15 protein-coding genes are annotated in these 20,628 nt (G+C 33.8%); 11 read left to right on the top strand and 4 right to left on the bottom strand.

Features of this window, described 5'->3' with window-relative positions; translation table 11 throughout:
* The first annotated feature begins 88 nt into the window (after positions 1-88).
* Positions 89-4,669 (top strand): carbohydrate-binding protein, encoded by a 4,581-nt coding sequence (locus D1816_RS00790; RefSeq protein WP_118500822.1) that lies wholly within the window; start codon positions 89-91, stop codon positions 4,667-4,669.
* A 194-nt stretch (positions 4,670-4,863) separates the two neighbouring features.
* Entirely contained in the window at positions 4,864-5,310 is a 447-nt protein-coding gene (locus D1816_RS00785; RefSeq protein ID WP_232517349.1) for a hypothetical protein, read from the top strand.
* 33 nt (positions 5,311-5,343) lie between these two features.
* On the opposite strand, the gene D1816_RS00780 is transcribed toward D1816_RS00785, so the two are convergent.
* Both D1816_RS00780 and D1816_RS00775 read right to left on the bottom strand, forming a co-directional pair.
* Positions 5,344-6,966: an aminopeptidase P family protein gene (locus D1816_RS00780; protein ID WP_233565258.1), complete on the bottom strand. Its 1,623-nt coding sequence runs from the start codon at positions 6,964-6,966 to the stop codon at positions 5,344-5,346.
* Positions 6,967-7,155: 189 nt separating this feature from the next.
* Positions 7,156-7,614: a small multi-drug export protein gene (locus D1816_RS00775; RefSeq protein WP_066311027.1), complete on the bottom strand. Its 459-nt coding sequence runs from the start codon at positions 7,612-7,614 to the stop codon at positions 7,156-7,158.
* 325 nt (positions 7,615-7,939) lie between these two features.
* Between D1816_RS00775 and D1816_RS00770 the strand changes: the two genes are divergently transcribed.
* The gene (locus D1816_RS00770) at positions 7,940-10,741 is read left to right on the top strand and encodes a TIR domain-containing protein (RefSeq protein ID WP_118500820.1); all 2,802 of its coding nucleotides are present in this window, start codon (positions 7,940-7,942) and stop codon (positions 10,739-10,741) included.
* 105 nt (positions 10,742-10,846) lie between these two features.
* Here D1816_RS00770 and D1816_RS00765 read toward each other — a convergent pair whose 3' ends face one another.
* A complete protein-coding gene (locus D1816_RS00765) occupies positions 10,847-11,734 on the bottom strand; it encodes an AraC family transcriptional regulator (protein WP_066311033.1) in 888 nt (295 codons plus the stop codon).
* Positions 11,735-12,049: 315 nt separating this feature from the next.
* On the opposite strand from D1816_RS00765, the gene D1816_RS00760 reads away from it, so the two are divergent.
* Genes D1816_RS00760 through D1816_RS00725 form a run of 8 tightly spaced genes read left to right on the top strand, consistent with a single transcriptional unit; the run spans position 12,050 to position 20,248 of the window.
* The gene (locus tag D1816_RS00760; protein ID WP_099098770.1) at positions 12,050-12,553 is read left to right on the top strand and encodes a c-type cytochrome; all 504 of its coding nucleotides are present in this window, start codon (positions 12,050-12,052) and stop codon (positions 12,551-12,553) included.
* 24 nt (positions 12,554-12,577) lie between these two features.
* Positions 12,578-14,269 (top strand): GMC oxidoreductase, encoded by a 1,692-nt coding sequence (locus D1816_RS00755; RefSeq protein WP_118500819.1) that lies wholly within the window; start codon positions 12,578-12,580, stop codon positions 14,267-14,269.
* A 12-nt stretch (positions 14,270-14,281) separates the two neighbouring features.
* Positions 14,282-14,917: a gluconate 2-dehydrogenase subunit 3 family protein gene (locus D1816_RS00750; RefSeq protein WP_158597740.1), complete on the top strand. Its 636-nt coding sequence runs from the start codon at positions 14,282-14,284 to the stop codon at positions 14,915-14,917.
* Positions 14,918-14,942: 25 nt separating this feature from the next.
* On the top strand, positions 14,943-15,941 hold the full coding sequence (locus tag D1816_RS00745; RefSeq protein WP_118500817.1) for a sugar phosphate isomerase/epimerase: 999 nt from the start codon (positions 14,943-14,945) through the stop codon (positions 15,939-15,941).
* A 6-nt stretch (positions 15,942-15,947) separates the two neighbouring features.
* A complete protein-coding gene (locus D1816_RS00740) occupies positions 15,948-17,174 on the top strand; it encodes a nucleoside permease (RefSeq protein ID WP_118500816.1) in 1,227 nt (408 codons plus the stop codon).
* A 5-nt stretch (positions 17,175-17,179) separates the two neighbouring features.
* Positions 17,180-18,331, top strand: coding sequence for a Gfo/Idh/MocA family protein (locus tag D1816_RS00735; RefSeq protein ID WP_118500815.1), 1,152 nt, complete (start codon positions 17,180-17,182; stop codon positions 18,329-18,331).
* A gap of 41 nt (positions 18,332-18,372) precedes the next feature.
* Positions 18,373-19,425 carry a sugar phosphate isomerase/epimerase gene (locus tag D1816_RS00730; protein ID WP_066311047.1) on the top strand — a complete coding sequence of 351 codons (1,053 nt, stop codon included), beginning with the start codon at positions 18,373-18,375 and terminating at the stop codon, positions 19,423-19,425.
* 28 nt (positions 19,426-19,453) lie between these two features.
* A complete protein-coding gene (locus D1816_RS00725; protein WP_118500814.1) occupies positions 19,454-20,248 on the top strand; it encodes a DUF1080 domain-containing protein in 795 nt (264 codons plus the stop codon).
* A 115-nt stretch (positions 20,249-20,363) separates the two neighbouring features.
* Here the strand turns inward: D1816_RS00725 and D1816_RS25490 are convergent, their stop codons facing one another.
* The gene (locus D1816_RS25490; RefSeq protein WP_157766032.1) at positions 20,364-20,513 is read right to left on the bottom strand and encodes a hypothetical protein; all 150 of its coding nucleotides are present in this window, start codon (positions 20,511-20,513) and stop codon (positions 20,364-20,366) included.
* Between the last annotated feature and the right edge of the window lie 115 nt (positions 20,514-20,628).

The raw sequence follows: 20,628 nt of genomic DNA, 5'->3' as shown, positions 1-20,628 counted from the left end.
AAATGGAAAATAATACATCAAAAATATCTAAATACCATTCTAAGCAATATAATTTAAATCTTAATTGTAAACCCAAACGAATTCAATTATGAAAGAAATACCTATAACTATAAAAAAGTTTAAACAACTAACAAAACACAACAGTCTTGTTACGGCAACATTAATATTGTTTTTAATGCTCTTTATCAGTAAGCTTTTTGCTATTAATCTAACAACATCAACCACTATAGTCTCTTCCTCATACGATTGTGCGTCTTCAGCTAACATGGCTACGATTAGACCAGTTACTTCTGGTTTGTGGACAGACGCATCTATCTGGCCTAATGGTATAAAACCAACTACAAATGATGATATCATTATTCCATCAGGAATTGATCTAAAGATGGTAGGTGCCTGTAGAGCAAAGAACATCACCGTACAAGGAACACTAAGTGCTGTTAATTATCAATCTCAAGGTGCCTGGATCGAATTACAAGCTCAAAGTATTATGGTAGCCAATGGAGGTTTACTAGAAATAGGAACCGAAAACCAGCCTTATTACGCAGATAAAAGTGCGAATGGTGTTAGATGTCAAATAACACTTACAGGTAATAAAATAAACAATTCCCCTGCATCTTATAAAGCTATCATGGTTATGGGTGGAGGCCGTTTGGAACTACACGGAAAAAAAAGAAAGAGTTGGACCAATCTTAGTACTACTGCCAATCCAGGAGCTACTAAAATTACCTTAAAAGAAGCTATTGATTGGGAAGTAGGAGATAAAATTGCGCTTACCGCTACGGGTTTGGCTAGCTCATCAACCAAAACTTGGAACAATGTGGACGAAGCTGAGGTTACTGCCGTTAGTGATGACAGAAGAACTCTTACATTAAAATCTCCGCTAAAATTTAAGCATATCGGTGGATCTAAAACATATACAAGAGTTCAAGATGGAAAGACCTGGAATGTAGATATTTATGGAGAAGTAGGTTTGTTATCACATTATATCAAGATTCAAGGTAAAATGGATGGAAACAATGAACAAACTGGATTTGGAGGTCACATTATGCTCATGAAGAATTCTGCTGCTCATGTAGAACACGTAGAACTCTACAAAATGGGACAGAAAGGAATTTTAGGCAGGTATCCGTTTCATTGGCATCTAAACGAAGATAAAGCAAAAGGAAGTTACTTAAGAAACAGTAGTGTACATAAATCCTTTAACCGTGCCGTAACGATTCATGGTACAGATTATGTAACAGTAGATGGGGTATTTGCTTATGACCATATCGGGCATGGGATCTTTTTTGAAGATGGGGGTGAACGATTTAATACTCTCAGAAATAATGTGGTATTTGTAACAAGGCGACCAAAATCAGGAGAAGAGTTAACCCCTTCTGATAATCAATTTAACGCTCCACAAAATAGAACACCTTCGTCGTACTGGATCACCAATCCTAATAACTACTTTGAGAATAATATCGCAGCAGGTACAGAAGGAACTGGATTTTGGTTTGCATTTCCTGCAAACGGAGCTTTATTCGACACTGGAAAACTTGATTATTATAAAGGCAATCCACTTCCTTGGAAAGAAAAGTTAGGAAAGTTCAAAGGATTTGTTGCGCATACATGCATGACTGGTTTTGATGTATTTGATCAATTAAATGATGATCACTCGATAAAGGCTAATTTTGGTTGGGACATAAGCGCTCGACAATTAATTGAAAACGGATTATTTTATGGAAACGATCAGGCAATTTATTCTGGACTCGGAGTAAATGGGCAGAATAAAAATACAGTTTTCTATAATTGTGCCTTTAGTGATAATAAAACTATCTCTATGCTAGCTGGTGATCTCACCATAGAAAATAGTCTTTTTAATGTGGATACAGACTTAGGTGTTTTTAATGGTGTACGTGAATTCTTTAGGTTTTACGACGGTCCAGGTAGACATATCGATTGCCATTTTGAAGGATGGAATCGTTCTAATGCAGAAATGATTAAACAACTTACTGGCGGAGGTGCCACAGAGAATTTCAATCCTACATTTCGTGGAACTACCAAAGGATTTTCTGAACCTTTCCCATTTAGATTTTTCCCTTTGCCTAACACAGATGCTACGCGAACGAGAAAAATAGGTCAATTTTTCAAAGATTATGATGGAACTTTTTTAGGGAAACCAGGTACACTTATTAGAGATGTAGCCTTTCTTAGAGATGGACATGAGTATAGACATCCCTCTTGGAGAAATGCAGCTCGATCAGATTATTACTTTGCATCCTTATGGATGGCTAGAATAAATGCAAGTGGGAGCCGAATATCAGTAGTTCGTTCAAAATCAGGTACAGATGATGTTTGTTTTTATGAGTCAGGAGATAAATCATCTGGCACTTATAAATTTCCGCAAATTGTAAATAAGAATTTTATGTATACCTATTATTTTGATAGTGCTCCTGCGAATAAAAGCATATTGCTTATCTGGAATAGAGGGGATGCCGGAGATTTAGGATTGGCATGCTTCAAAGGTTTAGGAAAATTAGGAAATTTTAGAGTCAATGGATCTCCGCGATTAAATTCTATTGCAGCAGTTGAAAACGCAACAAATAATGGATATTTTATAGCCAACAATGGGGATGTTTATGTTAAGTTCAGGGCTGTTGGAGGTGACACCAGAGTTAATGTTACTTTAAATTGGGATCATAATGGAAATTTTCAGCCGGCCACTCTTCCATGTACAAAAAATGATCTTGATGGGATTACCGCTACTGATAGTGATGGTGATGGAAGACCTGACATCGTCGAAACAGAAACTTGCGGAAATCCAAATAATGCCTCTGATTTAAACTTTGCATTTAATCAAACGGATGAAGGGTTTCAAAAAGTTAATTTTTCTGCTAGTAATGTAAGCAGTAATGTGTATTGGTTAGTCAGAGTGGATAACTCTAATGATCCTTATATCGTAAAAAGTGGATTAAAATTTAGCGGTAGTCAAGTACCAAAAATAAAGATTAGGGCAAAATCCGAAGCTGCTGGTGCTTTCCAGTTATTCTGGGCAACTACGGATCAAACAGGATTTACAGCAACTCGCTCTGTAACCGTAACTCCTAAAACCACGAATATATTTGAAGAACTTGTTTTTGATATGAGTAATCTTGATACTTGGATGGGAAAAACAATTACTAAAATTCGATTAGATTTTCCACCAGATACATCAGCATCCAGACATACATTTATTGATTATATTCAAGGTCCTAATGCCTCAGATACTCCTTGTGATCTTACCCCAGAAATTGTATTCACCAGTCCAACTAATAGCCAATTAGACGAAGGTGATGATTTAGGTGTGGTAATTTCTGTGAACAGCGGACGTGTTTCTAATATTAAACTGTATATAAACAATGTGTTAGTTAGACAAGAAGGAGCCGCTCCTTATGAGTGGGGTATAGCAAATGTGACACAACAAGATCATATGTTATTAGATCTTGCAGCTGGAACATATGAACTAAAAGCTGTAGCAACGACACCCAATAATAAAACTATTACCAAAACAAAAACGATTACGGTAAATGATCTTGCAAATGTAGTCACAATACCAGGAAATTTTGAAGCCGAAGCTTTTACTAATATCTCCGGAAACTTACAAATAGAAAACACACCTGGTGGTGGGCAAAATCTTGGATTTATTCGTAACAGCGACTATACCAACTATCAGGTTAATGTTGTGGAGTCAGGAACTTATGATCTTACAGTATTTGCTTCAAGTTTCAGTAATGGCGGTAGTATAAAAATCTATTCTAACGATTCGTTAAAAGGATCTTTAGAAATTCCCAACAATGACAATTGGCACTCTTATCAATCCTATACAACTTCTATATCACTTGCCAAAGGTGTTCAGACATTACGATTAGTATACACAGGAGGAACAGGTTACCTTTTTAATATCGATAGAGTACAAATAGCTCAACCTGTGCACATCGAAAAAACAATAACCCTTTCTCCTGTACATGATGCTTATCTGGATAATAATGCACGATTTAATAACACTATGATACGTTTAGAAAACGGAAGACGTATCGGATATTTGATGTTTGATCTATCCTCTATTAATGGGACTATCACTAAGGCCGATCTTATATTCAATGTGTATGGTGATTCAGGAAACGGAAATCTTACAATCAATAAAGGAAATACAATAAATTGGACAGAAAATAACTTGTCCAACACCAATAAGCCAGTCAAAGGAATTCAGTTAGGAAGTCTTAATGATAGTTTCTCTATAGGGGATACTAAAAAAATACCTTTAAATAGTGCTCATATATCAGGAAATAAAATATCCATTATTTTAGAGACCTTGTCTGGCAATGATTTCGCTTTTGCTTCTAAAGAAAATGGAACTATATCAAAACCACATTTGGCTATTACGTACATAACCAATAAAGATGATATTGATGCTTCTAGTAATATTAATTTGTTTCCAAACCCCGTAAATGATATACTAAACATAACAGGTTTGCCAATTTCAACCCATACTTTAGAAATAAAAGATTTACAGGGAAAAAAAGTTAAATCTTTTATTTCTAAAAATACTACTATACAAACCATGAATATTAATGATATACCATCTGGGGTGTATATTTTGATTATTCGAGGTTATAAATTAAATGAATCTATGATTTTTGTTAAGAAATAGAAAACACCATTGTAGTAAAAGGAAATAAATTACAAGGGCAGGTTGGTTTGAATTAATCAATCTGCCCTTGTAAATTTTTATGATTGTGAATTCATATTTTAAATATTTCAAAAAACACCTTACCCCTATTTTATAACTTTTCATCGACACTTTAACTAAAATTAAAGCACTTTTCACTCAATAAAATCATAATTATGTTATTTTTGAGCATGGAAAGTGTGAAAAATTCTTCTTTTTATCAGGATGCAATACAGGAGATTAATTACTCCTTTGGTGACTTTTATTTATTTGATACCTATGTAATCGGAGAAGTAAATAAAGATGTTGTTTTTACTTGGGAAGATCATGCAAAGATACTAGTTGAAGAATTAAGTGAACTTTATGATCAAAATGGGCAAGGTTTAGTATATATTACGAATCGTATTAATCCTTATTCTGTGGTGCCTAGTGATTGGCTAAAATTCTACAAAAATAGGTATTTGCTAAAGGGATATGGCATTGTAAGTTATAATCAGAAAGGGATGTTAAACTCATTACTTGAAAAGCTTTTTATGCGTAATAAACTACAAAGTTTTAGTTCTTTGTCTGAGGCCATATCTTGGGCAAAAAGTTTATCCAACAAAAAAGACAATGCGGCTTAATCAACTATAAATCATTAACTTTTTAAAATAAAACTAATCCAATACTGGCAGCTTAAAATCATCTAATACACTTTTTTGTTTCATAGCTGCTTCAACATCTTCAGATTTTCTTGGTGCCATTTCGGATAGATTTATCGGGCCATTTTTCGTTATTAAAATATCGTCTTCGATTCGTACACCTATAGTCCACCATTTTTTATCACAATTACTTCCTTCGGGAATGTAAATCCCCGGTTCGACAGTAATTACAGTGTTCTCTTTAAAGTTGCCATATGTACCCTTATCATGAACATCCAAGCCTAAATAATGAGAAGTACCATGCGGAAAATACATTCTAGCCTCTTCTTCTTCTTCTTTTACAATACCTAATGTAATTAAACCCTTATTAATGACCTTTCTAGCCGCTTTTTCTGAAGCGCTATAAGGAGCTCCAACTACTGCCGCTTTTATACCTGCTTCTTGGGCTTCATATACCAAATCATATATAAGTTTCTGTTCTCTAGTAAACTTTCCGCTAACGGGTATTGTTCTTGTTACATCTGCAGTATAACCGTGATATTCTGCCCCTAAATCCATCAAAACTAGCTCCCTCTCTCCGACTTTTGGTTTATTATTTTCTATATAATGTAAGATACAACCATTATTTCCTGCTCCTACTATAGACGGATATCCTTCATATTCTGCTCCATACTTTTTATACACAAACTCATGTATGCCCTGTATCTCGGTTTCAGAAATATCTGGTTTCATTGCTTTCATGACTTCAAGTTGTCCTACTGCAGAGATTTCTACAGCCTTTTTTAACAATACTAATTCTTCTTTAGTTTTTGTTTCTCTTAATGTATTCATAATCTCTTCCAACAGACTAGAATTCAATTTGTTTTCAGCAACTTTTAATATCATTTTCTCCTTTAATTCCTTTCGAATAGCATCATCTTTAGCATTAATAAATCCACTAATCAATTCATCCGATTTTAAATCTTCATAAAAATTAAGTACTCTACCTAAACTTTGGGCAACATTAGCACTATTTTCAATTTCGGTTGCCATTATTCTTGTATAAACTTGTTGCTTTACAGGGTCATAATCGGCGGGATAATTTACTTTTGTTTTAAAGAACTTTACTAGATTAAACAAATCCTCTTTATTACTTCTTGAGTCTCTATAATCATTCTTAAAATCATATACCATTACATACTCAAAAACGTCAAAATTAATTTCGAAATTAAAGAAATCAGCAGTACTAAAAACTTGCTTAAAGCCTAGTTTATTTTTTACTCCTGAGATACCAAGTCTTTTCCCATTCCACATTTCTTCACGGGCATTCTTTTCTCTAACAAAAATTATTTCGTTGTAAGTTTCATTATCACTATCTGTTCGATTTTCAGAAAAAATCAAAAGAACAGCATTAGGTTCTTGGTAACCAGTCAGGTAATAAAAATCAGGATCTTGATGATACACATAATCTACATCATTAGCTCTATTTCTTACTGGATTTGTAAAGAAAACTGCAATACTATTTGCTGGCATTAGTTTTCTGACTGCATCTCTTCTACCTTTATGAAACTCTTTAGATAAAAAATCTGTAGGCTTTTCCTGTGCAACAGAAACAAAAAAAGTTGAAGTTATAATGACTAAAAAAATACAGAATCTCACAATATTAGCATTTATGATTTAACCTAAAGTACTAAATCAATCTATGTATATCCTGTTCTTAACAAACTTTTAATTATTCTAATATATGTAGAATGCAGTCAAGAAGTAAAAAAACAATTTCGCTCTATTAAGTTGGTATAAGATCATACCATCAATTTTGAAGAAAACAATACGTTATCAAAAGGCTATTTAAGAAATACCTTGCATCGTTATTAAAGTAGTAACCCAAACAATTACTGATGAGAAAAATATGCCTACGCTATTTGCTACAAAGGCTTTTCTCTTTTTTATTTTAAATAAGTACGTTGCTATACTACCTGCATAAACTCCAGTTCCAGGAAGGGGAATCATTACAAACAATAAAAGACCCCAAAAACCATATTTTTGAATTTTCTCTCCGGATCCTCCTTTTGCTCGTCTAGCCACAAAAATTGCCGCTTTTTTGTAAAAATTCCATCTTAGTAAATAATTATTCACTCTTTCTAAGAAAAATATCATGATAGGAAAAACAAGAACGTTGGCTAAAAAACATACCGCAAATACCAAATAGATGTTTACTCCATTAAACATTCCATATGGTATTCCAACTTTAGCCTCTCCAAAAGGAGATAAACTCCATAAAATAGCAATTATAATATCCTGTATCACAAACAATTTTTCTTAAAAGCCTACAAATTTAGTGTTCTTAATTATGATTTCTATAATTTTAAATCATAAAAAACCATTAAATCGGTATAAAAACTCGTACCTCTTTTAATAGTCGTATAATATTAATTTTAATTACAACACCATCTAACAACTTCAAAATAAACAAATTAGTATTTATTTTTTTCTTTGCTCCGGCATATTCTTAAAAAAATATGAAATAGTTAAATTGCAATGTTAAAAAAACAAATTTTTATGGGTAATGTTACTCATCTAAATTGTTTTTATATATCGTTGCTGAAAAGATAGCAAGCTTAAAACCTTATCAATGTATAACGCTTTTATTTCGTACTCTCATGCTGCTGATGGCATGTTGGCTCCTGCTCTTCAAACTGCTCTAGAAAAATTTGCAAAGCCATGGTATAAAGTTAGAAACCTAAATATATTTAGAGATACGACTAGTTTATCAGTTTCTCCCCATTTGTGGTCAAATATTCAAAAAGCATTAGATAAATCTGAGTTTCTTATATATATGGCTTCTCCTCTATCTGAGAACTCAAAATGGGTTAACAAAGAGGTAGACTATTGGTTAGCTCATAAATCACTAGACACCTTATTAATTGTTTTAACAGAGGGAGATATTTTTTGGGACGATGAGAACCATACTTTTTCAGATCCAAAAAACAACTCACTTCCTGATGCTCTAGATAGAGCATTTTCTCAAGAACCATTTTTTATAGATTTACGAACATCTAAGACACATGAAGATTTATCTTTGAACAATCCTATTTTCAAAAAAGAAGTTCTTAAAATTGCTGCACACTTGCACAAAAAAGAACCTAAAGATATGGCAAGTGCTGCTGTGTTAGCACATCGTAAAATGATCTGGATTAGAAATGGTGCTATAAGTGTATTATTAATACTTGCAATTTTATCGATTTCACTAGGATTACGTGCAACAAAAAATGCAGAAGCAGCCATTAACAACGCTAAAAAAGCAGAAATAAATAGATTAAAAGCCGATAGTACTGCTCTTGAAGCTTCAAAACAAAGAGATAATGCTATAAAAGCTAGAAAAGAAGCCGAGTATAACGCTACTCTTGCAAAACTACAAAAAGATACTGCCCAGATAGAAAGAGATAATGCTTTAAAACAAAAAAGTATTGCAATAACAGAACGCAATCGTGCATTAGGTAATTATCTTATCATGGAAGCAAATAAACAAAGCCTCTATAACCCTACATTAGGTTTACAATTGGCAGATGCGGCCCTAGATAAATTACCTTTTAACCAAGAAATTAATACCGATAGGATCAAGATTTATAAGGAAAATGTCTTTTATAAGAACATTGGAAAATTTGAAAAAGGGATCTACAGTGCTGTATTTTCACCAGATGGAAAAACTATTATTACAGGTTCTGAAAATAGTATCATAAAACTGTGGGATTTAAAAGGAAATCTTATTAAAGAATTCAAAGGACACTCTGATGTTGTTTCTGCTATCAAATTTTCCCCCGATGGAAAAACTTTTATGACTGGATCAGAAGATGAAACAGCTATTTTATGGGATCTCAAAGGAAATATCATTCAAAAATTTATAGGGCATACAGCAAGAATAATCTCAATTTCTTTTTCGCCAGATGGAAATAAAGTAATTACTGGTTCTTGGGATAAAACTGTTCGGTTATGGGATATCAAAGGTAATCTCCTAAAAGAATTCGAAGACCATCCCCAATATCTTTCTTCTGCGGTTTTCTCTCCAGAAGGAAATACGATACTTACGGGTTGTGGTGATAAAGTAGCCCGGCTATGGGATTTAAAAGGAAATCTTATTAAAGAATTTATAGGGCATACTAGTGATGTAACTTCGGTTGTCTTTTCTCCCGATGGCCAAACGATTCTTACTGGATCAGGAGATAATACAGCACGTTTATGGAGTTTAAATGGGAAACTTATTCAGCAGTTTAAGGGGCATTCTAAAACCATTACTTCTGTTTCCTTTTCTAATGATGGAAACATTATCCTGACCACTTCTATGGATTCAACTGCTCGTATCTGGAATCTAAAAGGAAAATCTCTTTATCACCTTAAAGGACATTCTGATCTTATTTTTTCGGCAAACTTTTCACCTGATGATAAAACTGTAGTAACAAGTTCTCTTGATAAAACTGTTCGGTTATGGGAGTTAAAAGGAAAATTAATTAAAAAATTCAAAGCGCACAATTATGTCGTGCAATCCGTTTCGTTTTCTACTGACGGAAGTAAAATAGTTACAGGTTCTGCAGATAAAAAAATACGCCTATGGGACAAAGAAGGAAGTTTTATACAAGAATTTAAAGCGCATGATGAAGCTGTTTTTACAGTTTCTTTCTCTCCAAATGGAAAAACTATACTAACCGGATCTGCAGATGACACTGCCTTTTTGATTGATCTAAGAGGAACTATTTTACAAAAATTCATAGGACATAACGGTAATATATTTAGTACTTCATTTTCTCCAGATGGTCAAAAAACACTTACAAGTTCTCAGGACAAAACCGCACGACTATGGGATTTAAAAGGAAACCTTATTCAAGAATTTAAAGGACATATTAAAGGAGTCTCATATGCTATTTTTTCTCCAAATGGAAATACAATACTTACAGGATCAGATGACAAGACAGCTATATTATGGGATGTACAAGGAAATATCATCCAAAAATTTAAAGGACACTCAAAAAGTATCTATTCTGGTGCGTTTTCTCCTAATGGAAAAACAATTGTAACGGGTTCTTTAGATAATACTGCTCGTTTATGGAATCTAAAAGGACAACTTATTCAGGAATTTAAAGGTCATTCTGAAGGAATTACTTCTATAGCATTTTCTCCAGATGGCACTATGATACTTACCGGATCATTAGACAAAACTGTACGTCTTTGGGATTTATCTGGTAATATTATACACATTTTTAAAGACTCTATCTATGGTATTGATGCTGTAAATTTCTCTCCAGATGGAAATACTATCATAACAGGTTCTTGGAATGGTAATATTCATATATGGTCTGCACCTATATCGATATCTAGTTTTTTAAAAAGCAGTAAAATTGAACCATTACACAGTTCTCAAAAAGAGAAATTTGGAATTTAGTAAACTACCGCGGGGCATCGGTTTGAAAATAATTTTGATTTCGGGGCAAGCCTCGGAGCATTTAAATCTCGATTATCGAATAAACCTTGTTTTCTGAATTAAATCCTAAGCAATTTTCGCAGGTAAAGAAACCTGAACATGATCCATATATTTTTGACGATATCGATTAGGAGTTTCGTCAATATTTCTTTTAAAAAGTCGATTAAAAAGTGAAACACTATTAAAACCACAATCAAAAGCTATTGTTGTTATTGTAGCATCAGTATTGACTAATAGGTTACATGCATTTTGTATTCTAATTTCTGTTAGTACTTGCTTGAATGTTTTCCCCGTGCTTTTTACAAAAAAACGGCAAAAAGAACTTTCTGTCATACCAATTTTTTGAGCTACTTCTCTTGTCGATATACTAGCATGATATCTGTCTTGAATAATTTCATAAACTTCTCTTATTCTACCAATATTTACAACAGATAGTGATAGATATTGTCGGGCGTCTAAACTTTGACAAGAAACCTTAGTAAATAATTGTAAAACTTTAAAAAGTTTAAATAGTCTTTCTAGAGGGGGTAATCCTATCATTTGTTTTATTTCTTCTCCCACTAAGTGTTTATCAACTCCTTTAACACTTAAACCTGCACTTGCCATAGTTAAAAGTCTATCCACTCCTTCAAATTCTACAAAATATTTACTAGCCTCAATAATATCTTCACCCTTAAACTGAATTACGTACTCCTCATAATTCTCAGATTCAAAACCTACATTAAAACAATTATGTGGTATGTTAGGACCTAACAAAACTAAATCTCCATCATTAAATTGACTGATTCTAGTACCAATAAATCGTTTTCCTTTACCAGTTGGTACATATACAATTTCAAACTCTGGATGAAAATGCCATCTCCCCCCGTAAGGCATATAAGGAGGTTTAAAATAAAACGCTTTAAAAGATGAACCAGATTGAGATATTACTTTTTCAAATGAAGCTTTTTGCATACTTTAAATTATCTGTCTAAAAACAACTTAATGACAATTTAATGCAAAAAATAGCATAATAAGTTAAAAAGAATATAAAATCTTAACAATAGATTTGAGAAATACAAATTACTCTATTTTCACATGTATAACCTTTTAATACTGAAATTAAAGTAGGTTCTTACAAAAATCAAAACATAACAAAATATGTACAACGTCATAAAATCGTTAATTATAATGTTAAAACGTAAGTGATATCACTATATTTAATACTGAATTTCTATAATTTTATAGAATAGTTATTTGATCATCGTCACGATTTACACCATCATAAAAATGAATAAACACATCAAATCATCAATACTAATTATTAGTTGTTTTGCTTGCTTCATACTTGCAAGCTGTTCAAAAGAAAAAAAAGCCAATAAAGAATCTATTACCATTGGCACAAAAAAAGATAAAAAGAGTGTCCAAACTACAGAAAATTCTGAAGTACCAGTTATGTTAGATAATAAAGGGATTGGACCTATAAAATCAATAACTTTTTCGAATCAAATAGATCAAGCTCTCGCCAACACAGGAGAACAACTTTTTAAATCTAAATGTGTTGCTTGTCATAAAGTTGATAAAAAATTCATTGGTCCACCTATGATTGGAATTTATAAGAAACGTAGTCCAGAGTGGGTTATGAATATGATAATGAATCCTGATGAAATGTTAAAAAAAGATCCAGTAGCCAAAGCTTTGTTCGAAGAATACAATAAAACGATCATGATCAATCAAAATATCCCCGAAAATGAAGCTCGAGCTATGGCAGAATGGTTTAGAACTTTAGAATAATCGCTTAAAAATAGTCAGTTTTATATGAAAAATGAACCACAATATGATGCAATAGTTGTAGGAACGGGAATTAGTGGTGGCTGGGCCGCCAAAGAACTCTGTGAACAAGGACTAAAAACATTAGTCTTGGAACGAGGGCGTATGGTACGCCATATCGATGATTATACTACTATGAATGATGACCCATGGGATTCAGATTTTAAAGGTAGACCCACTAGAGAGGATGTTGCCCAGCAAGAAAAACAACATCGAACCGGTTATGTTACTGCAAAAGAACATCGCCATTTTTTTGTAAATGATCTTAAACACCCATACAATGAAACAAAACGTTTTGACTGGATTCGCGGATATCATGTAGGTGGAAGATCATTAATGTGGGGGCGACAAAGTTATCGCTTATGTGATTTTGATTTTGAAGCCAATAAAAAAGAAGGAATTGCTGTAGATTGGCCTGTACGCTACAAAGACATTGCTCCCTGGTATGATAAAGTTGAAGAATTTATTGGAGTAAGTGGCGAGAAACTAGGACTAGATCAGTTACCAGATGGTAAATTTCTTCCTCCTATGGAGTTAAATTGTGTTGAAGATCATTTAAAATCTAATATTTCAGAAAATTACGACGATAGATTATTAACTATTGGAAGAACGGCTCATATTACAGGTACTAAAACTTTTGAGGGGCGTATGAATTGCCAATATCGAAATCGTTGTATGCGTGGTTGTCCCTTTGGTGCGTATTTTAGTAGTAACTCTTCGACGCTACCTGCCGCAGAAAGAACTGGTAATATGACATTGCGTCCAAACTCGATTGTACATCAAGTTATGTATGATGACAAGACTGGTAAAGCTACTGGCGTTAAAGTTATAGATGCTGAGACTAAAGAAACTATGGAATATACTGCTAAAGTGATTTTTTTATGCGCTTCAGCAATTGCTTCGGCTAGTATTCTAATGCAATCAAAATCAGAAAGGTTTCCTAATGGATTAGGAAATGATTCTGGAGAACTAGGCCACAATATCATGGATCATCACTTTACTGCCGGTGCTTTTGGCACTTACAATGGTTTTGAAGATAAATACTACAAAGGTCGAAGACCCAACGGAATCTATATTCCTCGTTTCAGAAACCTTGGCGGAGATACTGATCAAAAAACATTTAAACGTGGTTATGGATATCAAGGAGGTGCCAGTAGAAGTGATTGGAGAGAAACAATTGCCGAATTAGGTTATGGTACGGAGCTTAAAGAAAATATACTAAAACCCGGTAAATGGAGAATTGGATTAATGGGCTTTGGAGAATGCCTACCCTATCATGAAAATAAAATGACTTTGGATTATGACAAATTAGATGAATGGGGGCTGCCAACCATTACATTTGATGCTGAGTTTAAAGAAAATGAACTCGAAATGCGCAAAGATATGGTATCGCAAGCAATGGAAATGCTAACAAAAGCTGGTTTTACTGATGTAGAACCTTGGGATGTTATCGGTGCACCAGGATTAGGAATCCACGAAATGGGTACGGCCAGAATGGGTAGAGATCCTAAAACTTCTGTACTTAATAAACATAATCAAATCCATGCTGTCCCAAATATTTATGTTACCGATGGCGCTTTTATGACCTCTGCAAGCTGTGTAAATCCTTCATTAGGATATATGGCTTTTAGTGCAAGAGCTGCGAACCATGCAGCACAACAAATTAAAAAAAACGCTTAATTCTTTATGATTATGAATAGAAGACAAGCCTTAAAAAATATTGGACTATCTGCAGGATACATTGCGGCTACTCCAACATTGTTAAGTATTTTACAAAGTTGTACCAGTGAAATTAAGTTAAATTGGACACCTGAATTACTTTCAGAAAACGAAGCCAAAATATTAGATCAAATTGTTGATCTAATCATTCCCGAAACAGATATTCCAGGAGCTAAATCTCTTAATGTTCCTATGTTTATAGACAAGTTTATTAATAATGTCCCTAAACAAAAAGATAGTGAACGATTCAAAAAAAATGCAACATTACTAACAGAAGCTTTAGGTATTAATGAAGATAAGCCTGTTAAAAAAGTGAAAATCGAAGAATATGATGCTATTTTAAACAAATACCTTAGATCTTCTAAAGAACAACAAGAAGCTTATCAAAAAGAAATATGGGAAATAAAAACACCAGAAGACTTAGAAAAAGTCTCTAAAGATGCTCGTATTTTTTCTTATTTATCTTCAGTAAGAGACATGTCTATCTGGGGATTTAAAGCAAGTCAAGAAATTGGTGAAAATGTATTAGCGTATGCTCCTGTACCAGGAGGACAAGTAGGATGCGACTCCTTAGAAGAATTAACACAGGGTAAAGCCTGGTCACTATAAACATAGGAATAACAAAACAATAACCATGCACAAAACCATCATTAATGGGCTTATATTACTAATGATTTTAGGCTCTTGTAAACAAAAAACCAAAGAAATAATCGAAGTTGAAAATACCGATAAAGAACCTGTAACAGAAGTTTCGAAAACAATAGCTAAACCTTTTTTTAAACTATCCTTAGCACAATGGTCACTGCATAAAGCTATGCAGTCTGGAGAAATTGATCCTAAAGATTTTGCACAAAAAGCTAGTGAATTAGGTTTTGAAGGAGTTGAATATGTAAGTCAGTTATATGCAGAGGATCTCAAAAAAGATGCTGACCCTAAAAAGGCAATGCAACAATTACTAGAGGTCTTACTTGCAAAAAGTAAACAGTACAAAATGCAAAATCTAATTATCATGGTAGATGGCGAAGGAGATCTTGCTGTACTAGATGAGAATGAACGAAATGAAGCTGTCGAAAAACATAAAAAATGGGTAGATGCCGCAAAGTTTTTAGGTTGCCATTCTATTAGAGTAAATTTATTTGGTACAAATGATCCGAACAAATGGGTAGATGTTGCTACGGACGGTCTAAGCAAACTATCAGATTATGCAGCATCAAAAGATGTTAACGTAATTGTAGAAAACCATGGGTACCTTTCTTCCAATGCATCCTTATTAATTGAAGTCATGAAAAAAGTAAACAAACCCAATTGTGGTACTTTACCCGATTTTGGAAACTTTTGTCTAAAACGTAAAGACGGAGTGCGATGGGGAGCTAGTTGTATCGAGGAATACCCTAAATATAAAGGAGTAGCAGAAATGATGCCTTATGCAAAAGCCGTAAGTGCTAAATCTCATGATTTTGATGCCCAAGGTAATGAAACAAAAATAGACTATAAAAAAATGCTCGACATTGTTAAAAAAGCAGGATATAAGGGTTTTATTGGTGTCGAATATGAAGGAGAGCAACTTGAAGAAATCAAAGGAATAATAGCTACTCGAGATTTATTAATCAATGCCGCTAAACAACTTAACTAACCATTTATGAATAAGATAGCCCAGTTTCAACTATCGTTGATGATGTTTTTAGAATTTTTTATTTGGGGAGGATGGTTTGTAACCATGGGGATATATTTACCCAACACACTTAATACAAGTGGTGCCGAAACAGCAATGGCATACTCTACCCAATCTTGGGGAGCTATTATTGCACCATTTATTATTGGATTAGTGGCAGATCGTTTTTTTAATGCAGAAAGAATACTTGGTATTTTACATATTATAGGTGCCTTTTTAATGTATCAAATGGCTAATGCCTCAGATTTTAGCGCATTTTATCCTTATGTACTAGGATATATGATTGCATACATGCCTACATTAGCGCTAGTTAATTCTGTATCTTTTAATCAAATGACAGATCCAGCCAAAGAATTTTCTTTTGTAAGAGTATTTGGCACTATAGGATGGATCGTCGCTGGTTTGGTGATTAGTTACGTTTTTCATTGGGATTCTGAAAATGCAGTAGCTAATGGAATGCTAAAAAATACATTTTTAATGACAGCAATAGCTTCTGCTGTTCTTGGTATATTTAGTTTTACATTGCCTAAAACACCTCCTAAAGTTGATAAAAATCAAAGTATTAGTGTTTCTGATATTCTAGGGTTAGATGCCATAAAACTTTTAAAGGACAGAAATTTTTTGTTCTTTTTTCTTGCCTCTATTCTTATTTGTATTCCTTTAGCATTTTATTATCAGCATGCTGGCCAATTTTTGGGTGAAGTAGGAGTTCCAAACCCAGCAGCAAAAATGACCATTGGTCAAGCCTCAGAAGTCGTTTTCATGCTACTACTACCCTTTTTCTTTAAAAAGTTTGGTTTCAAAAAAACCATACTAGTAGGTATGTTAGCCTGGGCATTACGCTATTTGCTATTTGCTTATGGTAATTCGGGAGAACTAGTGTTTATGCTTATTACAGGAATTGCATTGCATGGCATATGCTATGATTTTTTCTTTGTTTCGGGCCAAATATATACAGACAGTAAGGCTGGTGAGAAATTTAAAAGTGCCGCTCAAGGTTTAATCACCCTAGCCACTTATGGATTAGGAATGCTTATCGGTTTTTACGTAGCAGGAAAAATAACAGATGCAAATATTGTAGGAGAAGGTCATGATTGGATAAGTATCTGGACTTTCCCAGCTATATTTGCAGCAGCGGTGATGATACTCTTCGCCGTTTTCTTCAAAAATGAAAAAATAGAATATAAAGAATAAAAGATATGACCCGATTAAAAATGGGAATGATAGGTGGAGGATTAGGTTCTTTCATAGGAGATGTACATAGAAAAGCAGCTGGTTTAGATGGAATGATTTCGTTAGTTTGTGGTGCTTTTTCAAGTACCGAAGAAAAAAGTATTGCTTCTGCAAAAGCTATTGGTATACCAAAAAGCAGAGCATATGGTAGTTATGAGCAAATGATTAAAGCAGAGGCTAAACTTCCTGAAGATGAACGAATGGATTTTGTAGCTATTGTAACTCCAAATCACATGCATTTCCCCCCTGCAAAGATGGCATTAGAACATGGTTTTCATGTGATCTGTGATAAACCATTGTCTTTAAACATGGAAGAAGCTATCGAACTGGAAAAAATAGTACAGTTTACCGGTAAAGTTTTTGCTTTAACTCATAATTATACAGGATATCCTATGGTGAAACAAGCTAAAGCCATGATTGCCAAAGGAGATTTAGGTACTATAAGAAAAATTAATGTTCAATATTTACAAGGTTGGCTTTCTTCTGCTGTAGAAAAAACAGATCACAAACAAGCAGCATGGCGTGTAGACCCGAAACGATCAGGAATCGGCGGTGCCCTTGGAGATATAGGCACTCATGCTGAAAACCTAGTTGAATATATGTCAGGGATTCATATTAAAGAACTTGCAGCTGATCTTACTGCTTTTGGAGAAGGAAGAACACTTGATGATGACGGTAATATTTTACTACGATTTGAAAATGGTGCTAAAGGTACTATGACATTTTCTCAGATTGCCACTGGTGAGGAAAATGGATTAGCCATTAAAATTTATGGGACAAAAGGAAGTGTTGACTGGCATCAAGAAAACCCAAATGAACTGGTTGTAAAATGGTTAGACCAACCTAAACAAACGTATACACCAGGAGGTAATGGCGGGTATCCAGAGGCGTCTGAATATGTGCGTATTCCTGCCGGACATCCTGAAGGGTATTTAGAAGGTTTTGCCACTGTTTACCGAAGTTTTGCTAAGGAGCTAAACCATGTAAAACAAGGAAACTCCCCTTCTTCTCTTCCTGATTTTCCAACAGTTCAAGATGGAGTACGAGGTATGAATTTCATTTATAAAGCTGTAGAAAGTAGTTCGAATAATGCCAGTTGGGTAACATTAAAAAGTTAGAACATACTGTTGAAATAAAAAATCATAAAAAATACTGAGCAATGAAAACCATTAAAGGGCCTGCTGTTTTTTTAGCACAATTTATGGATGATAATCCTCCATTCAATTCTCTAGATGGACTCTGTAAATGGGCATCCGATTTAGGTTACAAAGGAATTCAAATACCTACCTGGGAAACTAGATTGATTGATCTGGACACAGCTGCAAATAGTCAAACCTATTGTGACGAATTAAAAGGAAAGATCGCAGATTATGGCTTAGAAATAACAGAATTATCAACACATCTACAAGGGCAATTAGTCGCTGTGCACCCAGCATATGATCTTATGTTTGATAACTTCGCTCCGGATGATTGTAAAAACAATCCTAAAAAACGTACTGAATGGGCGGTGCAACAAGTTAAAAATGCAGCTATAGCAAGTAATCGCCTAGGAATTAAAGCACACGCTACTTTTTCTGGTGCATTATTATGGCATACCATGCACCCATGGCCACAACGTCCTGCTGGATTAGTAGAAATGGGATTTGAAGAATTAGCAAAACGTTGGCTTCCTATATTAAACCATTTTGATGAAAATGGTGTAGATGTATGTTATGAAATTCATCCTGGTGAAGATCTACATGATGGTGTTACATTTGAACGATTTCTTGAAGCTACCGGAAATCATAAACGTGTAAATATCCTTTATGATCCAAGTCATTTCGTATTACAACAATTAGACTATCTTGAATATATAGATCACTATCATGAATTTATCAAAGCATTTCATGTAAAAGACTCTGAGTTTAATCCTACAGGAAAAAAAGGGGCTTTTGGAGGTTATAGCGAATGGATTGATAGAGCTGGCAGATATCGCTCTTTAGGAGATGGACAAATAGACTTTAAAACTATTTTCTCTAAACTAACACAATACGGTTGCGATGTATGGGCAGTTATGGAATGGGAATGTTGTATAAAATCTCCTGAACAGGGAGCACGAGAAGGAGCTAAATTCATACAAGATCATATTATTGAAGCTACCGAAAAGACTTTTGATGATTTTGCGGGAGCAAGTACCAATAAAGATATGCTAAAAAAAATATTGGGAATCTAGAACGTTTATAAAAAGCGAAAAAAATATCATGAAAAAATTAACATACTACCTACTCATTACAATTGTTATTTGTTCTTGTAAAGAAAAAACAGAAACAGCGGTGATTGAGAATCCTAAAGAAGAATCAAAACCAGTAATACAAGAAAAGGAAATTACTGATCCTAAAGAAACCGAAGTCTGGGATCCAGAACCAAAAACTGTTTCTTTCAACCAAAATAACGTTCCTTCTGATGCACTAGTGTTATTTGATGGTACAAATCTAGAGGCTTGGATATCTTCAAAAGATGCTACTCCTGCTAGCTGGACAATTAATGCTGATCAAACTATGACCGTAAAACCTGGAGCTGGTGATATACAAACGAAACAAGACTTTGGTAGTATTCAGTTACACCTAGAATGGAGCGCTCCCGATAGTGTTGAAAGCGAAGGACAAGGACGTGGTAATAGCGGTGTTTTTTTTCAGAATAAATATGAAGTTCAGATACTAGATAGTTATCAAAATCGCACATATTCGAATGGTCAGGCCACTTCTATATATAAACAACACATTCCTTTAGTAAATGCTACCAAAGCTCCCGATCAATGGCAAACTTATGATATTATCTTTCATGAACCTGAATTTGATAGTTCAGGAAAAAAGATCAAATCTGGTACTTTTACTGTAATTCATAATGGTGTTTTGGTACAAGATCATGTTGAAATTTTAGGTTCTACAGAATATATCGGCCCTCCAAAAAACGAAGCTCATAATAAGGGCCCTATTAAATTACAAGATCATAGTAATCTAGTACAATATCGAAATATTTGGGTGCGAGAATTATAGTATTAAAGCTACCTATATCTTTTTTATTTAAGATAGATTTAATCCTACAAAAAAATGGGAGAAGTCATGACTTCTCCCATTTTTTACTCAAAAAGTTTATTATCTTAATAATACTTTAATGTATATGAGGGCATTCTCCCTGCGCAGAGTTACAAACTTCAATACGACTTAATCCTCCTCCTGCTCCTTTTATGGTTTGTAATTTTAGTTTTGAAATAACCTCTTTTTGAAGTTTTAATGTCTTAATTTCTTTTCTTTTTTTCATTACTTGAAATTTAATTTATGTATTTAACTGAAAAGGAAATTAATCAGAATTAATCTAATCTTGAATAGTTCATTCTTGAAATTTATAAATCTCTACTTTAAATTTATAAATATAA

It is taken from the genome of Aquimarina sp. AD10, from assembly GCF_003443715.1.
Taxonomy (GTDB): Bacteria; Bacteroidota; Bacteroidia; order Flavobacteriales; family Flavobacteriaceae; genus Aquimarina; species Aquimarina aggregata.
Note: the sequence above shows the minus strand (reverse complement) of the source record. Positions and strands in the feature narration are given on the sequence as shown.

What these genes read in the sequence shown, in the direction of transcription:
- D1816_RS00790 (WP_118500822.1), top strand. Translation starts at nt 89, where the DNA reads ATGAAAGAAATACCTATAACTATAAAAAAGTTTAAACAACTAACAAAA.
- D1816_RS00785 (WP_232517349.1), top strand. Translation starts at nt 4,864, where the DNA reads ATGTTATTTTTGAGCATGGAAAGTGTGAAAAATTCTTCTTTTTATCAG.
- D1816_RS00770 (WP_118500820.1), top strand. Translation starts at nt 7,940, where the DNA reads ATGTATAACGCTTTTATTTCGTACTCTCATGCTGCTGATGGCATGTTG.
- D1816_RS00765 (WP_066311033.1), bottom strand. Translation starts at nt 11,734, where the DNA reads ATGCAAAAAGCTTCATTTGAAAAAGTAATATCTCAATCTGGTTCATCT.
- D1816_RS00760 (WP_099098770.1), top strand. Translation starts at nt 12,050, where the DNA reads ATGAATAAACACATCAAATCATCAATACTAATTATTAGTTGTTTTGCT.
- D1816_RS00755 (WP_118500819.1), top strand. Translation starts at nt 12,578, where the DNA reads ATGAAAAATGAACCACAATATGATGCAATAGTTGTAGGAACGGGAATT.
- D1816_RS00750 (WP_158597740.1), top strand. Translation starts at nt 14,282, where the DNA reads ATGAATAGAAGACAAGCCTTAAAAAATATTGGACTATCTGCAGGATAC.
- D1816_RS00745 (WP_118500817.1), top strand. Translation starts at nt 14,943, where the DNA reads ATGCACAAAACCATCATTAATGGGCTTATATTACTAATGATTTTAGGC.
- D1816_RS00740 (WP_118500816.1), top strand. Translation starts at nt 15,948, where the DNA reads ATGAATAAGATAGCCCAGTTTCAACTATCGTTGATGATGTTTTTAGAA.
- D1816_RS00735 (WP_118500815.1), top strand. Translation starts at nt 17,180, where the DNA reads ATGACCCGATTAAAAATGGGAATGATAGGTGGAGGATTAGGTTCTTTC.
- D1816_RS00730 (WP_066311047.1), top strand. Translation starts at nt 18,373, where the DNA reads ATGAAAACCATTAAAGGGCCTGCTGTTTTTTTAGCACAATTTATGGAT.
- D1816_RS00725 (WP_118500814.1), top strand. Translation starts at nt 19,454, where the DNA reads ATGAAAAAATTAACATACTACCTACTCATTACAATTGTTATTTGTTCT.
- D1816_RS25490 (WP_157766032.1), bottom strand. Translation starts at nt 20,513, where the DNA reads ATGAAAAAAAGAAAAGAAATTAAGACATTAAAACTTCAAAAAGAGGTT.